This window comes from Acinetobacter sp. 1000160 (assembly GCF_000588715.1).
GTDB classification, from domain to species: domain Bacteria; phylum Pseudomonadota; class Gammaproteobacteria; order Pseudomonadales; family Moraxellaceae; genus Acinetobacter; species Acinetobacter courvalinii.
The window spans coordinates 633,628-649,592 of record NZ_JFWP02000001.1 but is presented as its reverse complement, the minus strand read 5'-3'; the positions used below and the strand labels follow the sequence as shown (position 1 = coordinate 649,592).

Annotated in this window: 17 protein-coding genes; 9 read left to right on the top strand and 8 right to left on the bottom strand. The window is 42.7% G+C overall.

The features are described 5' to 3' along the window. Window positions 1-9: 9 nt before the first annotated feature. Together J699_RS15205 and J699_RS15210 are read right to left on the bottom strand one after the other, a co-directional pair. The gene (locus J699_RS15205; RefSeq protein ID WP_032869334.1) at window positions 10-1,233 is read right to left on the bottom strand and encodes an MFS transporter; all 1,224 of its coding nucleotides are present in this window, start codon (window positions 1,231-1,233) and stop codon (window positions 10-12) included. Between the two features lie 230 nt (window positions 1,234-1,463). Continuing rightward, window positions 1,464-2,369, bottom strand: coding sequence for a nuclear transport factor 2 family protein (locus tag J699_RS15210; RefSeq protein WP_032869336.1), 906 nt, complete (start codon window positions 2,367-2,369; stop codon window positions 1,464-1,466). Between the two features lie 262 nt (window positions 2,370-2,631). Here J699_RS15210 and J699_RS15215 point away from each other — a divergent pair, with 262 nt between their 5' ends. Continuing rightward, window positions 2,632-3,423, top strand: a complete 792-nt coding sequence (locus J699_RS15215; protein WP_032869338.1) for a DUF4198 domain-containing protein — start codon at window positions 2,632-2,634, stop codon at window positions 3,421-3,423. Window positions 3,424-3,475: 52 nt separating this feature from the next. Here J699_RS15215 and J699_RS15220 read toward each other — a convergent pair whose 3' ends face one another. Continuing rightward, on the bottom strand, window positions 3,476-4,171 hold the full coding sequence (locus J699_RS15220; RefSeq protein WP_032869340.1) for an epoxyqueuosine reductase QueH: 696 nt from the start codon (window positions 4,169-4,171) through the stop codon (window positions 3,476-3,478). Window positions 4,172-4,455: 284 nt separating this feature from the next. On the opposite strand from J699_RS15220, the gene J699_RS15225 reads away from it, so the two are divergent. After that, entirely contained in the window at window positions 4,456-5,376 is a 921-nt protein-coding gene (locus tag J699_RS15225) for a LysR family transcriptional regulator (RefSeq protein ID WP_032869748.1), read from the top strand. A 77-nt stretch (window positions 5,377-5,453) separates the two neighbouring features. Here the strand turns inward: J699_RS15225 and J699_RS15230 are convergent, their stop codons facing one another. Both J699_RS15230 and J699_RS15235 read right to left on the bottom strand, forming a co-directional pair. Further along, complete coding sequence (locus tag J699_RS15230) at window positions 5,454-5,909, bottom strand: DUF441 domain-containing protein (protein ID WP_004772587.1); 456 nt, start codon at window positions 5,907-5,909, stop codon at window positions 5,454-5,456. Window positions 5,910-6,083: 174 nt separating this feature from the next. Then, window positions 6,084-6,938 carry a hypothetical protein gene (locus tag J699_RS15235; RefSeq protein WP_005230923.1) on the bottom strand — a complete coding sequence of 285 codons (855 nt, stop codon included), beginning with the start codon at window positions 6,936-6,938 and terminating at the stop codon, window positions 6,084-6,086. A 448-nt stretch (window positions 6,939-7,386) separates the two neighbouring features. On the opposite strand from J699_RS15235, the gene J699_RS15240 reads away from it, so the two are divergent. Further along, a complete protein-coding gene (locus J699_RS15240) occupies window positions 7,387-7,947 on the top strand; it encodes a TetR/AcrR family transcriptional regulator (protein ID WP_005230921.1) in 561 nt (186 codons plus the stop codon). Between the two features lie 116 nt (window positions 7,948-8,063). Here the strand turns inward: J699_RS15240 and J699_RS15245 are convergent, their stop codons facing one another. Continuing rightward, window positions 8,064-8,843, bottom strand: coding sequence for a ferredoxin--NADP reductase (locus J699_RS15245; protein WP_004772583.1), 780 nt, complete (start codon window positions 8,841-8,843; stop codon window positions 8,064-8,066). A 118-nt stretch (window positions 8,844-8,961) separates the two neighbouring features. Here J699_RS15245 and tsaA point away from each other — a divergent pair, with 118 nt between their 5' ends. The 5 genes from tsaA to J699_RS15270 all read left to right on the top strand — a co-directional run bounded on the left by tsaA (window position 8,962) and on the right by J699_RS15270 (window position 14,052). Continuing rightward, window positions 8,962-9,675: a tRNA (N6-threonylcarbamoyladenosine(37)-N6)-methyltransferase TrmO gene (tsaA, locus tag J699_RS15250; RefSeq protein WP_171070869.1), complete on the top strand. Its 714-nt coding sequence runs from the start codon at window positions 8,962-8,964 to the stop codon at window positions 9,673-9,675. A gap of 47 nt (window positions 9,676-9,722) precedes the next feature. Beyond that, the gene (locus J699_RS15255; RefSeq protein ID WP_032869344.1) at window positions 9,723-11,501 is read left to right on the top strand and encodes a GspE/PulE family protein; all 1,779 of its coding nucleotides are present in this window, start codon (window positions 9,723-9,725) and stop codon (window positions 11,499-11,501) included. A gap of 87 nt (window positions 11,502-11,588) precedes the next feature. After that, on the top strand, window positions 11,589-11,954 hold the full coding sequence (locus J699_RS15260; RefSeq protein WP_032869346.1) for a NirD/YgiW/YdeI family stress tolerance protein: 366 nt from the start codon (window positions 11,589-11,591) through the stop codon (window positions 11,952-11,954). Between the two features lie 102 nt (window positions 11,955-12,056). Then, a complete protein-coding gene (locus J699_RS15265) occupies window positions 12,057-12,719 on the top strand; it encodes a response regulator transcription factor (protein WP_032869348.1) in 663 nt (220 codons plus the stop codon). Window position 12,720: 1 nt separating this feature from the next. Beyond that, the gene (locus J699_RS15270; RefSeq protein WP_032869349.1) at window positions 12,721-14,052 is read left to right on the top strand and encodes a sensor histidine kinase; all 1,332 of its coding nucleotides are present in this window, start codon (window positions 12,721-12,723) and stop codon (window positions 14,050-14,052) included. Between the two features lie 86 nt (window positions 14,053-14,138). Here the strand turns inward: J699_RS15270 and hemP are convergent, their stop codons facing one another. Then, complete coding sequence (hemP, locus tag J699_RS15275) at window positions 14,139-14,309, bottom strand: hemin uptake protein HemP (protein WP_004661888.1); 171 nt, start codon at window positions 14,307-14,309, stop codon at window positions 14,139-14,141. Between the two features lie 176 nt (window positions 14,310-14,485). Here hemP and J699_RS15280 point away from each other — a divergent pair, with 176 nt between their 5' ends. Beyond that, window positions 14,486-15,397, top strand: a complete 912-nt coding sequence (locus tag J699_RS15280; RefSeq protein WP_032869352.1) for an NUDIX domain-containing protein — start codon at window positions 14,486-14,488, stop codon at window positions 15,395-15,397. Window positions 15,398-15,399: 2 nt separating this feature from the next. Here J699_RS15280 and J699_RS15285 read toward each other — a convergent pair whose 3' ends face one another. Further along, entirely contained in the window at window positions 15,400-15,945 is a 546-nt protein-coding gene (locus tag J699_RS15285; RefSeq protein ID WP_032869355.1) for a tetratricopeptide repeat protein, read from the bottom strand. Window positions 15,946-15,965 lie beyond the last annotated feature (20 nt).

Below are 15,965 nucleotides of genomic sequence, written 5' to 3'. Positions count from 1 at the left end.
AATCTGCTGTTAAGACACAGCAGATTCATTGTTCTGTGAATAGCGGGCATAAGCCAAGGCAATCAATAAAATCGCTAAACCACCTAGACTTAAGACAAAGCCGACCCAGATCGGTGCTAACCAGCCCATATTATGACTCAAAACCCATCCACCCAGGAAAGCACCCAGAGCATTGGCTAAGTTAAATGCCGAATGGTTGAGGGAAGCTGCCAGCGTTTGTGCGTCGCCCGCAATGTCCATGAGATGGGTCTGTAAGGCACCACCGAGACCAATTACGGTAAAACCAATCAGGAATAAGGCTGCAATCGCGGTATACAGATGAGACATCATAAAGCTGGCCGCCACAAAGGCGAGCGCGGAGCTGATCAGAATCCCGATAATGGTTTTAAACAGGTTTTTATCGGCCAGCCAGCCGGCCACCAAGCCACCGATGACCATGCCTATGCCCCAAATCGCTAAAGCAATTGGCACGACACTGATATTGGCGTGGGTATATTCGGTGAGAATCGGAGAAACATAGCTATACACCGAGAACATGCCACCAAAACCAATGGCGCCAACCGCAAGGGTCAGCCACATATTGATATTCTTTAAACCTGCCAGTTCCGCTTTGATACTGGCGGTTTTTTGCAATGGAATATTCGGAACAAATAAACTGACCCCAATCAGGGTAATAAAGGCAATCACGGCAGAAAATTCAAAGCCTGCTTTCCAGCCAAATTGTTGCCCCAACCATGTGGCAATGGGTACACCAATCACATTGGCAATGGTTAAACCCATCATCACTTGTGCAATCGCCGTGGCACGGCGTTGTTTGCCTGCCAGTTCAGCTGCAACCAGTGCCGCTACACCAAAGTAAGCCCCGTGCGGAAAACCGGCAATAAAGCGGGATACCAGCATGGTTTCTGGTGTTGTGGCAAACGCTGTCGCTGCATTGGCCAGACCATAAAACAGCATCAGGCCCAGCAATAAGCTCTTACGTGGAACTTTAGCGCCGAGGATAGCAATAATCGGCGCGCCGACCATCACGCCCAATGCATAAGCACTAATAAAATAGCCTGCATGCGGGACACTGACATTTAAATCAGTGGCGATTTCCTGAATTAGTCCCATTGCCACAAATTCAGTTGTTCCAATACAGAAACTACCGACGGCGAGTGAGAAAATTACCAGAAATAAGGAATAGTGGGGTGGTGTTGACACCACGGGTGTGGGAGAACTTGGAGAGGTCATGTGTCGCTAAAAAATAATATCTGGAGCAGGGATTATTTTTTCATACCTCTGTCAAAACCGATAGAGAGGAAAGTGGAATTTTCAAATAAAATTAGGGAGGCACGGCATAAAAGCTAGGTGCGGCATGAATAGGGTAGCTATTGTAGCGGCGTAGAGAAATAATACCTAAAGAAAGCCCATTGTAAAAATGAGCTTTATCCTGAGTTATCGCGTTGTGGCGTGGGTGAGACTTAGAACATGGTATTACTATTGGCACTGTTTTCTGGAACCGACTGATTGGTATCCCAATGTTCTACGATTTTGCCATTTTCTACCCGGAAAATATCAAAGCCCGCATTTTCTGGCTTATTACTTTGCTTGCTGCGGAGGTGCACCGCCACCAGATCACCTTCAGCAATGACCCGTTTGACTTCGTATTGAGCTGCCGGATCATTTTGGAAGAGCTGCTCAAAGAAGGTCACAAAGGGCTCTTTACCATCTCCAATCCAAGGATTATGCTGGATATAATGATCGGCAAGATAACGGTCGGAAAACTCCCTGACCTGATGTTGTTCAAAGGCACCTTTGACAAAAGCCGTGACCAGCTGTTTATTGGCAGCGGTTTCTGCAGGCGACAAATTCGTTTTATTGCGGCCATCAAACATTACTTCCGGATTGGCTTTGGTTCGGTCATTCTCTGGGACAGCCTGATTGACATCCCAGTGCTCTACAATGATGCCATTCTCAACCCGATACAGATCGAAACCGGCATTGGTCGGCGTATCTGCATTTAGTTTACCCTTGACCTGTAATAGCACCAGATCATTTTCGGCAATGGTGCGTAAAATGTTGTATTGCGCTTCTGGATTATCTGCCAGGCGTTTCTCGAAAAAATCATTAAAGGGTTGTCTGCCATCGGCTACATAGGGGTTGTGTTGAATATAATTTTCCGCGATATAACGTTCAGAGAACTCTCGAACTTTTTTGTCCTTAAATACACCTTCATAGTAGCTGGTGACCAGTGATTTATTACGCTCAGTTTGTTGTTGCTGGGTATCACTGCTATTTTGAGAACCTTGCTGGGCTTTGGAATCATCATTACAGGCGCTGAGGGCTAAAGGAAGCAGGAGGGTGGTTAAAATAAAAAGTTTCTTCATTATTATGAATCCATCGTTAGAACACGAATAATAAGCATAGGGTTAAGCTTCACTGGCTTCTGAACAATCACGACATATTTTGTAAAGACTTGGTAACCGGTGTCGGTGCTACTGAAACCGTAAAAAATGGAGGTATTGCAATATAAATAGCCAGCAGAGGGTGTGAAATTAATGGATGATCATAATAATATTAATGATAATTATTTACATTTGTGTATACTGCAGGTCATACATTTTAAATGACAACTTTCGGGGTGGAAAAGTGAAAAAATTATTAATCAGTTCATTGCTACTTGTTTCTGGGTATAGCGCTGCACATGAACCCTATGTGGCACCGATTGCTTATCAGACCGAGCAGACTCAGGTCGCGATTATTTCCGGTTATGCAGAGGAAGCCCTAAATAGCGAATATGCCCTGAAAGATGCAAAATTTGAGATCACTGCGCCGAACAATACCAAAACCACCATTCAAGCAAATACTAAACTGGACTCAGCGACCGTATTTGATTTGAAACTGCCTGAAGCAGGGACTTATCTGGTGCAAACCAAAGCTTCATATCCATTGAAATACGTGCAAGATCAAAAACAATGGAAGATGTTTTTTGATATGCCGGCCGATAAAGCGCCTGCAAAAGCTGAGCGCGATTTTGTGATTCCTGCCGATCTAAACACTAAGAATATCAAACCAGTTGAAATCACGCGCGAATGGACATTATTGACTTACGTCAGTAAGGAGAAACATACACCCGTTCAGGCCAGCACAGCGCCGATTCAGGTGGAGTTCTTCACCCATCCAAATGAATTAAAAGCCAATCAGGCGGTAAAAATTAAAGTATCGAAGGCCAATAAGGCTTTAGCCAATGCTGAAGTGGTGATTCGTGCTAAAGGAGCAACCGATAAGCAAGGAATCAGCTTGAAAACGGCAGCGGATGGCAGTGCTGAACTGTTATTTCCAAAAGCAGCGGAATACTTGATTGAAGTCAGTGAAACGGTGGATGTGAAACAAAAGCCGAGCAATCAGTTCTATAGCATTATCAGTGTAGCTGTACATTAAAATGTCAAAAGGCTAATTCTGTTGAATTAGCCTTTTTATTTCAACTGCATTGTTATTGACTGGATTCATCATCCATGGCGTTACTATAAAATTTCACACCCAGTTGAATCCGGTCACGGCCATTGCTCATACGCCAGCGATTGGTATCTCTGAGTGAATAGACGCAGCCGCAATATTCTTGTTGATAAAACTCTTCACGTTTGCTGATTTGCAGCATACGCACTGCACCGCCATGTTTGCGCCAGTTATAATCCCAATATTGAATGTCCGGATAATGCGCGGCAGCACGCACACCACAGTCATTAATCTGCTGCATATTTTTCCAGCGCGAAATCCCCAGCGAACTGCTGATCAGGCTAAAACCGTGTTCATAGGCATAAAGGGCGGTCCGTTCAAAACGCATATCAAAGCACATGGTGCAGCGTATACCTTTCTCAGGTTCATTTTCCATGCCTTTGGCACGTGCAAACCAGTTATCGGTATCGTAATCGCAGTCGATAAACGGAATATTGTGTTTTTCGGCAAAGCGAATATTTTCTTCCTTACGAATGAGGTATTCCTTCACCGGATGGATATTTGGATTATAAAAAAAGATCGAAAAGTCGATACCTGATTCAATCAGGGTTTCCATAACTTCACCGGAACATGGTGCGCAGCATGAGTGCAGCAGTAACTTGTCATGTCCTTCCGGTAAGCTTAGTTTTTGGCGTTCAAGCGTCTTTTGACTTTGACGGGTCATAGGCGACATGGTCTATAAAAATAATTTGATATTGTAAAAGTTTTAAATTGGCAAAACGTTTGAATTAACTGAAATATTCTCAGTTCAAGCTGAAAAATTTTTAAAGCGTAAAAACAGATACGATTATCAAAGAACTTTTCTGTTGAGATGAGGTTGTAGAGTTTTGTTAAAAAATATCGCTTCTTTTAATGAGAAAACCTCACGTATCAGAAAAATATGGAAATCAAACTTAAGTTGAGGCTTGCTAATTAATTTTATGTTAAGATGAAATAAATTCAATTTTGGTTTTTGTTGTGCTAGAACTCCGTCATTTAAAAACATTACTTGCGCTAAGAGAACATGGCTCACTCGTGGCTGCCGCGACCGATTTATGCCTGACGCCGTCTGCAATTTCTCACCAGTTAAAGGAACTTGATCATTGGTACGGGGTAGAAGTGGTGAATCGCCGTAGTCGTCCTGTCAGCTTCTCCAATGTTGGGGAACGTCTACTTAAACTGGCAGATGATGTATTGCCGCAAGTTCAGATCGCACAGACTGATATTACCCGTATCGTGCACGGCCAGACGGGGCGGATTATCTTCTCTTCAGAATGTCACAGTTGTTTTGACTGGTTGATGCCGTTATTGAATCAGTATCGTCATCAGTATCCGGATGTAGATCTGGACTTTGCCGCGGGTTTCGAGTCGAATCCTCACGAACTGTTGCAAAATGCCGAGTTTGATCTATTGATCACGGCAGATCCGATTGCATTGAAGGGAATTGAGTATTTCCCAATTTTCAAATATGAATCACGCTTGGTTCTTTCTAGCACACATCCTTTGGCACGTGCCGAGCAGGTGAGCGTGCAGGATCTGGCAGAAGAAACCCTGATTACATATCCGGTTGATAAACATCGCCTGGATATCATGGCGCATCTGTTTATTCCTGCCAATGTTTACCCGAAGCACATCCGCACTACAGATCTGACTCAAATGCTGATCCAGCTGGTGGCAAGTGGACGCGGTATTGCGGCATTGCCGGATTGGGTGGTCAATGAATATGAGCAAAAAGGCTGGGTAGTCAGCCGCCGTCTGGATTGTGTCGCCTCGGAAGGTCTCAGACGTACATTGTATGCGGGTTATCGGGTCGAGGATAAAGAGAAGAACTATTTTGAAGGCTTTATCAAGCAACTGGAAAAGTTTTCCAAGATGCGTGCCGTGTATTATGAAAATTAATTCAAGTTCTTTTTATGATAAAGGTAGCCATGCGCTCCCTTTACTTTTATGAGGTGATTATGCAGATGTAATACGCGTTAAGATTTCCCGATCAGTAGCGACAAAATCCCAGCAGCAATCAGTGGGCCAACTGGAACCCCTCTTAACAAGGCGACACCTGCTACTGTACCGATCAGAAGTCCGGCAACCACATCAGGTTGATTACTCATTAATTTAACGCCTCGTCCGCCCAACCATGCCACCAGCAGGCCAACGGCAATTGCCGCCAGAGATTTGATACTGATAAATGATTTAAGAATGCTTTCGCCACTGATCTTGCCACTGGCAATCGGTGCAAGTACGCCAATGGTGAGAATAATAATACCAATATTCAATCCATGATTCTGAATATAAGGAAAAAACTGGTTTAAAGGAGTCAGTTTGACCAGGATCAGACACGCTGCTGCTACAGTGACGGCCGTGTTTTGACTAAAGATACCGCAACCTAATAAGACCAGCAGCACCACTAAATTGATATCGAATTGAGAGAACATCGCAGGGCATGGGGAAGGGAAATAAAGTTGAATTATATCGTAATTTATCGAGGTTTATTTTAAAAAGCACTTTTTTCTCATCTATAGATACAGGTTTAAAGAAATAAACATTTGAAAAATAATAAAAATAAAGGGAGCCATTTCCAAAATTAGAAATGGCTTTTCCTGAGAAAATTAGGCCAGTTTTTTGAAGGTTCCGTAGTAAGCAATTTGTTCATCCCAGAACTGTTCCCATAAATCACAGTATTCAAGACAGATTTGACGGATTGAATCGTATTCAGATTCAACGCAGGCCTGTGCCAGTACAAACCATAAATCATCTTCATGGTCGTCATCAGCCGCTTCGGCAGTCGCATCATGTGAAACACCATGGACATAGTAATAACCACTATCTACATCAAAACCGACCGCTTTGGTGGCCTGACGTAGCGCAGGACTGAATAAAATCACTTCTTCTTCTGCAACGGCGAGCAAAGCTGAAACTGCCTGATAGCTGTTAAACGAATTTTCCAGATAATGACGTACCCGTTGTGCAATCAGTGAAGGTTGATAGTCATTACGTTCAGACTGGCTCAAATCAAAGTCATTGAGCACATCTTCAAATAATGGATAATGTGCATATTCAGGATTGCCGGAATAATAACCTTCCTGATCCAGACCTGGACGGAAACCAAATTCGTCCAGAATGTTCAGGTTCAATAAAAAGCGCGGGAACATTTTGGAACCGGACAATAAACGTGGTTCTAACTGCTTGGTCTGGAATTGAGCCATCAATAAGGCATCGGTAAATACCTGAACAATGGCATGGCGATATTCAAGATGAATATGTTTTAAAGTTTCTTTGTCAATTACACCGTCATTTAAAAGTTGAATGGCAGGATGTCTTGAAACAGGATGATTTGAAATTTCTGCTCTTAGTTTGTTCAGAAAATCCAGGTTCTTGTTCCATAGATCCGCAGAAATACTATTTTTCATGCCTTCAATAGCTTTCTGTCTCGGGTTGTTAAAGTTTTCAAATTTTTTTGGCATAGTCTTGTACTCGATGAATTAATAATATTATTGCTTTTCCAATTATTTAGTTAGATTTTCTTTGGCTGATTATGAATATAACTATTGTTTCAGCCAAACATCTTTTTATTGGATGATTTAAATATAAAATTATTTTTTTGTGAAATCAATTTATTAAAGCGGCTAAAAAATCGCAAGAAAGCTTATTATTTAACTTAACTGTAAATAAAAGGTGAAGTAATTCACGGTATATTTTTTTATTTAAAAAATAGAAAGATTTTTTTACAAATCATCTTGTGTAGCAGCCGTTTTTTTCATACCCTATAACAGGAACAATAAAGAAAGTATGACTTTTCTATACTGCTCTTAAAATAAGATAAATATACATAGTGGCCAGAAATTTCCAGCATGTAAACTATGTCTTAATAATATGTTAAGTTTTTTGATAGAATTCTAAAAGGATAATAAAATGTCAAAAAAAGAAGATATCATTGTAACGGCTCTAGACCTTTTTAACCGTCATAACTACAGCTCTGTGGGTGTGGATCGAATTATCAGTGAGTCGGGCGTTGCCAAAATGACGTTCTACAAATACTTTCCTTCTAAAGAGAACCTGATTGAAGAGTGTCTGTCGCGAAGGAATAAAAGTATCCAGGCGTCTATCGAAAACGAAATTAGCCTGAAAGCAGCAGATGATTATTTAGGTAAAATTAAAGCCGTCTATTTTTGGCATCTCGGCTGGTTTAATTCAGATGATTTTCATGGTTGTATGTTTCAAAAAGCTTCATTAGAAATTTTACAACAGTATCCTTCCATTATTCGTCCAATCATGGAATATCGTGAGTGGTTAATGGCATTGGTAGAAGACTTGTTTGTAAAGGCACAGGTTTATCAGCCTCATGTATTAACAGCAATGTATATTAATATTCTGGACGGGATGACCTCATATGCAAAAGTAAATAAAGATCATGCCCAGATCGAAGAGTGCTGGTATTATATCGAGCGATTAATCCATTTAGATGCAGCATAAAAACTTATTATTGTAGTTATGCTAAATAATAACCTTTAGATAAATAAAATTACATTTTTATAAAACTTAAAATAAAAAACCGAGGATTTATCCTCGGTTCTTTTTATAGAGCAATATTATTTTTCAACGAATGCGCGTTCAATCACATAATCGCCCATCACGCCCATACGTGGTGATTCAACCAAACCGTGTTGATCGAGCAGCGCAGCGACGTCTTTCAGGAACGCCGGGCTACCACAGAGCATGGCACGGTCAGTTTCACGGTTAAAACGTGGTAAACCAATTTTTTCAAACAGTTCGCCAGTCTCAATTGCCGTAGTTACACGACCTTGGGTGTGGAACGGTTCACGTGTCACAGTCGGGTAGTAGATCAACTTGTCTTTGATGCCTAACTCTTCAAAGAATTCATGATTCGGAAGTTCATTCAAGATTAAATCTTGGTAGGCAAGTTCAGACACATAACGTGTACCATGCACCATAATCACTTTTTCAAACTTCTCGTAAGTTTCCGGGTCACGAAGCAAAGAAAGGAATGGGGCAAGGCCGGTACCAGAAGATAACAGATATAAATTTTTACCTGGTAGTAAATCGTCGTGTACCAAAGTGCCTGTAGGCTTTTTAGAAATCAGGATTTCGTCGCCCACTTGTACTTTTTGTAAAATAGAAGTTAATGGACCGTCTTGTACTTTAATAGAGAAGAATTCAAGTTCTTCTTCATAATTCGCACTGGCGATCGAATAAGCACGCATTAAAGGCTTACCATTCACTTCAAGGCCGATCATTACAAACTGACCATTTTTAAAACGTAAGCTGACGTCGCGTGTAGTTTTAAAACTGAAAAGTGTGTCATTCCAGTGGTGAACATGAGTAATGCGTTCAACGTTAAAAGCAGCCATTAAAGGTCTCGATCACAGTTAAAAGAAACAGATCGCTATTCTAATCTAAAATCATTCTCGATAAACTGAATATATTTAATTGTGTTTATAAGAAAAAGTGATGAACAGTTCAGTAGTGATGCCAATCATTGGTCATATGTGTTCGCCTTATCGTGAGAAATTCGGTATCCCGCGCCAGCCAAATCTGGTGCAGGTCGAGTCATATATAGAGATGACGACGGCTTATAGCGATATTCTGGCATTTGAAGGCATTGAAGATTTTAGCCACTTATGGCTGCTATGGCAGTTTCATGAGAATAAAAATTCAGATAACGCCTTGAATCAAATGCCTAAATTTCGTGCACAAGTACGACCGCCTAGGCTGGGAGGAAACCAGAAAATAGGGGTGTTTGCGACCCGAAGCATGTATCGCCCATCTCCGATTGGTTTATCGGTAGTACAGTTTTTACGCGTTGAAAAGCATGGCAAAGCAGTACGGGTCTATGTCACGGGCAGTGATTTGCTGGATGGTACCCCGATTTTAGATATCAAGCCGTATATTCAATATTCGGATGCGGTGACTGAGGCGGTCAGTGGTTATGCCCAAGAGCAGCCACAGCGTAAAACGGTGGTTTGGTTGGAAAATGCACAACAGCAACAACAGCAGTTATTAAAGCAGGGGATTTTGGATAAAAAGATATTCGATGAACTTGAACAAGTGTTATCTTTAGATCCTCGACCTGCCTATCAAAATGATGCTGAACGTGTGTATGGAATGCGCTTTGCAGTATTGAATGTACGTTTCACGGTGGGTGAACAGGATGTCACCATTGTTGCAGTGGAACAAAGTTAAAACTTTAAAAATATAAATTTCGTTAAAAATTTGGGGAATCAACGGTGATGCAAGCTCAGGCAAAATTCGCAAACTTTTCTTTTTCGATCGATGTGACCTGGTGTCTGGAACAATTGGTGCAGGATGGCCGTATCACGGAACGGGACAAACTGCTGGTACAGACCACACATCGGCAAAAGGATCAGTTGAAATGGCATCCTTTGCAGTGGATTGCCAATTTCAGTCTCAAAGACCAGCTGAATGCCGGTAGTACCTTATCGTTGAATCGTTTGTGTCAATGGCTGGCTGAGAAAGCTGATCTTCCCTTATTTATCATTGATCCACTTAAAGCCGATGTTGCGGCGTTAACCAGCGTCATGTCACAAGAATTTGCCGCCAGAAATCATATTTTGGCGGTAGAAGTACATGCAGACCGGATTCTGATTGGCACCGATCAACCCTTTATCAGCGAATGGTTGAATAATCTGGAACGGAGTCTGGCACCTAAAAAGATTGAAAAAGTTTTGCTCAATCCTGAACAGCTTCAACGTTATATTGTTGAGTACTATCAGGTCAGTCGAGCAGTCAGTTCCTCACAAAATGCCAGTATCTATGACCGCGAAAATAAAGGCGTTGAGGCTTTATTACAGTTAGGCGATACCCAGAATCCTGATGCCAATGACCAGCATATTGTCAAACTGGTGGACTGGGTGCTGCAATTTGCGTTTGAGCAAGGTGCCAGTGATATTCATCTGGAACCACGTAAAGACAAAGGTAAGGTACGCTTTCGTATTGATGGAGTGCTGCATACCATCTATAACATGCCTGCCAATACACTGACCGCAGTAATTTCCCGTATCAAGATTCTTGGCCGCATGAATGTGGCGGAAAAGCGTAAACCACAGGATGGACGCTTAAAAACCCGTACCCCGAAAGGACAGGAAACTGAATTACGTCTTTCGACTTTGCCGACCGCTTTTGGTGAAAAGCTGGTGATGCGTATTTTCGATCCGGAAGTATTGGTGCGGAGTTTCCAGCAACTGGGTTTTGAAGGGCATTTATTGCAGAGCTGGCAGCAGCTGACGCAACATAGTCATGGCATCATTTTGGTCACAGGACCAACAGGTTCAGGTAAGACCACCACGCTGTATTCATCTTTAAAGCAGCTGGCCACCGAACAGGTCAATGTCTGTACCATTGAAGACCCGATTGAAATGCTGGAGCCGAGTTTTAACCAGATGCAGGTCAATCCAAACATTGAATTAGGCTTTGCAGATGGCGTTCGTGCCTTAATGCGTCAAGATCCTGACATTATCATGGTCGGTGAGATCCGAGACCATGACACCGCAAATATGGCGATTCAGGCTGCATTAACAGGGCATCTGGTATTATCTACTTTACATACCAATGATGCACCGTCCAGTTTGACGCGTTTACATGATCTAGGCGTGCAGCCATTCCTCACGGCTGCCACAATTCTCGGTGTTCTGGCCCAACGTCTGGTTCGTCGCCTTTGTCCGCATTGTAAACAGGAAACGCCAATTCATGAGCAAGAGTGGGAACATCTGACCTTTGATTATATGATGGACATGCCGACCAGCATGTATAAAGCTGTGGGATGTGAAGCTTGCCGCCACACCGGCTATAAGGGCCGAGTCGGGATTTACGAATTTATGCCGGTTAGTCTGGAGCTCAAGTCACTGATTAGTGCGCATGGCACACTCAATGATTTAAAAGCACAAGCGAAAAAAGAAGGCGTTGAGCCTTTGCGGATCGCGGGTGCACGTAAAGTGATTGAAGGCGTAACCACCTTAGAAGAAGTATTGCGCGTGGTACCATTAAATTAACATACAGCATCATCTTCAGATTCACCTCATCTTGGTTTGTTTTAATGACTGCATCGAAATGATGAAACCACGATGAGGGGAAACAAGATGAATGTATTATCTAAATGTGCAGTCGTTGCTGGCTTGGTTGGTGCAACTACTTTTGCTGTAGCCAATACCACCGCGGTAAATCAGCAAGCATTGGCGCCGACTCAAATCACCACAGTCAAACAGGCTTTGACCCTGAAAGATGATACCCTAGTCAAATTGAAAGGTTATGTGGTCAAAGCAACGGGTGATGAGAAATATCAGTTTAGCGACCAGACGGGTTCAATGACGGTCGATATTGATGATGACTTGTGGCAAGGTAAGCCCGTATCAGCAAAAACACCAGTGACCTTAATTGGTGAAATCGACATCGACTATAAGCCAGCGAAACGTGTTGAAGTAGATGTCGATCAGGTTCAATTCTAAAGATTGATGAATCAATATAAAAAAACCACATGATCATCATGTGGTTTTTTGTTGATGATTTATTTTAAAATCATGTGAAAGATCAACTTGGTGCGCGATTAAATGCGAATTTTATTGGCTGAAGATGATGCCTCACAGGCGGAAAGTATCAAGGCCTGGCTGGAAATGGACGGTTATAGTGTTGACTGGGTGGAACGTGGCGATCATGCGATTCTGGCAGTCGAACAGCATCAATACGACTGTATTCTGCTGGATCGGGGCTTACCGCAAGCGTCAGGAGATGAAATTCTTAAAAGCATTCGCCGGCAAAATAGCAAAACCCCGGTGATTTTTATTACTGCCAAAGACCACATTCATGATCGGGTAGAGGGGCTGGATTTGGGGGCCAATGACTATCTGGTCAAGCCATTTAATCTGGAAGAATTATCTGCCCGGGTTCGTTCCCAATTGCGTCAACATCAAGCCCAAGCCAGCCAATATCTTTATTTTGCCAATTTACAACTTGATCCCCAAGCCAAGACCCTGATTCAGGAGGGGAAAGCGGTGAATCTTACGGCCAAAGAGTTTCAGATTCTATATAAGCTGATGCAGCAACCTGAACATATTGTGACACGGGAGCAACTGGAAGAATCCCTGTATGCATGGGGTGATGAAATTGAAAGTAATGCCATCGAGGTGTTTATCTATCAGATTCGTAAAAAGATTGGCGGGCAATATATCAAGACCATTCGCGGTTTAGGCTATCGCATGCATCAGGGTGAATAGGATGAAAGTCGTGTCATTACAAACCAGACTGGTTAAAACTTCATTAATCAGTTCAATCATTGCTGGATGTGTGGCCTTACTTTTGTTCGCGGCAATTTCGGTGTATCAAACCATGCAGATGCAAGATGAGATCATGGACGAGATTTCAGATATGTTGCAGATAACCGACTTAACCCAATCCTCAGGACAGCAGATTGATGAACTGAGTGATGAATTTGATATCCAATACCAGTTGCGCAATTCGCAGCAGGTGTTGACCCAATCCACAGATTTTCAGCTTGATCCACAGCATCACAGCTTGATTGCAGCCAAGCAGGGTAACTTTGGCCTGATTTGGCAAGAAGGTCAGTTATGGCGGAGTTATGCGGGCGAAGATGAGCATGCGCCTATGCAGGTATTGCTTCTACAACCCCTAGGCGAACGTTTTAAAGATTTGCTGAATCATTTCGCAGGTTATACCTTGATCTTGCTGCTGGTATGGCTGATGCAATGGATCATGTTGCATTTCCTGATTAAACGACAATTTAAAGTAATGCATCAGTTATCTTCAGAAATCTCAGCAAAGAATGCAGATGATTTAAGCCCGATATCAACTGGAGAGGTAGAGCTGAAAGAGTTACAGCCCATGCTGGGTCAGCTCAATCGCCTGTTACAGCGCCTCGAACAATCCTTGCATGCAGAACAGCGTTTTACTGCGGATGCCTCCCATGAATTGCGTTCGCCTTTGTCTGCAATTCAGCTTCGATTGCAGTTGTTACAACGTAAGTATCCTGAACGGGCGGGTGATTTTGTCCAGATGCAGCAAGATGTCAATCGCGGCATTCAAACGCTGGAAAATTTACTGCTGTTGGCGCGTCTCGATCCTGAGCATGCCAATAATCTGCCGAAAACTCAGTTTGACCTAAATACGGTAATACAAGAGGCAATGCAAGTCTTGGCATTATTTGTGCAGGAAAAGCAGATTCAAATACAGCTGGATGTCTCAACGCAGCCCAAGATGTTGCATGCTAATCAACAACTGATATTTACCTGTATCCGCAACATAATTGATAATGCGATCCGCTATAGCCTTGAGCACGGACAGATTTATATCAGTTTGAAGCAGCAACAAGATGCAATAGAACTTGTGATCGAAAATGAAGGGCAAGGCGTGGATGTTGAAATTCTGGAACGTTTAGGTGAGCGTTTTTATCGTGCCTTAGGAACTAAAACCCAAGGTTCGGGATTAGGTCTGTCGATTTGTAAAAAAATTGTTGAATTGCATCAGGGCAAAATCAAGTTTTCCCAATCCTGCTATGGCGGACTCAAGGTGAGTATTCAGCTGCCTGTATAAATTTTCTCATAAGCAACATAAAAAAAAGCAGCATGCGCTGACATACTGCTTATTCCCACGTTTATTATTATGCGGTTGTTATTATATTACTTCGTTAAAATCAGGCGATTATTACGCGTTAGACGTAAACGGTATTCTTCACCCGCATGCATAATGCGGATTTCGCGTCCCAAGGCAAAAAGATTGTTTGAATGCAACATTGGCAATGATTGGGCTGCATCTGTACTACGAGTAAATAGGTTGAATGGTGCGTTCATTTGTTATGCTCCGTGGTGTGTTCTTTAACGTTTTAAATGATAATCATTATCGAATAGACCTGTCAACGGAAATTTTAACAATTTACAAAATCAGTGATTAATTTTGTTTTTGGTGATGTGAATTCGTGTTTAAACGCCTTAAAATCGGGATAAAAGATGAGAGATTTTAGTCTGTTATGACCAAAGCTACAGTTGATGTCGCAATCGCAATTTTATTACACAAAACCAAAGTATTGGTCGGCTGGCGACAGGCCAGCCAGCATCAGGGCAATAAACATGAGTTTCCTGGTGGAAAAGTTGAAGCCGGTGAAACACCAGAGCAGGCTTGCCGCCGTGAGATTTATGAAGAAGTAGGCATCGGTTTAAAGGACTGGCATGTTTTTGATGTGATCCGTCATGAATATGACGACATTATTGTGAATCTGCATTTGTTTCATGCCTATGTGCCCGATGAATTGCTCGAACTGATTCATCAACCGTGGGGCTGGTACAAACGTGAGCAACTGGCTGAGTTAAATTTTCCAAAAGCCAATGATGCCATTTTACAACGTTTGATCTGGCCTCATCTCATCAAGATCAGTGATCAAATTGATGCCTTGCCGCAACAACAGGCGCTCTTATATTGGCGTACTGATGCTGCTGATATTGATCAGATCCAGTCGCAGCTTTTAAGCTTGAGCGATGCGCAATTGCAGAAATTGATGATCAATGTCGATCTGTGGCAGCAACTGGATGCTGAATTGCGCGATAAGATTCCAACCATTCACTTGAAGCAATCACAATTGATGAGTTTCAGTAAAGCTGGCTTGGTCGTTGGGAAGCGCTTTATCGCAGCTTGTCATGATGCGGTCTCTTTGCAACATGCCCATCATATTGGTTGTGATGCGGTGTTATTAAGTCCGGTACAGGCCACTGAAACGCATCCTGATGCGAAAGAATTGGGCTGGGAGGGTTTTGAAGAACTCGCCCGAACCAGTGATATTCCTGTGTTTGCCTTAGGGGGGGTTGCACCTGCTGAATTAAAACAAGCCCAAAAGCATCATGCTTATGGGCTTGCCGGGATTCGTCAGTTTAGTGCAATTGACTAGGATTAAAGTGCCTGAAGGGCTCTACGCGCTTCTTGAGCCTTCACCGAATGATTGCGGGCTTCACTGGCTTTCAGAATAATTAACCACAATTGATTTTTCATGGCATTGCTTTGCGCATAACTTAAGCCACGGCGGGCCAATGCTTCTGCATTGGCATATTCTTTACGTTGATCGGCAATCATAGCCAGATACAAATAGGTTTCCGTGGCCTGTGGCGCGATACGTTGTGCCTGAAGGGCATAACGTTCAGCTTCTGCCAGTTGTTGCTGTTTATAAGCGACCTGGGTTTTTTGCATCAAGGTTTTAAATGCCGGCAGTTGGCTACCATCATTAAACTTTTGCTGCACCTTTTGTTGCGGCACAACCACAGGAACGCTTTGACGCTTAATCTCTTTTTGATCATAAGGCGTGATTTTCACTCCGGAAGAGGATTGGCTTTCCTTTTTCGGTGGGTGAGTTGGCGTGGTCTTGCTTGGCGCCTTTTCAGGTGCCGTGGTACAACCCGCCAGTATAAGCATTCCAATAATAACTGCTGTTTTCTTCATCATGTTCAATTATCCTTTTGAGG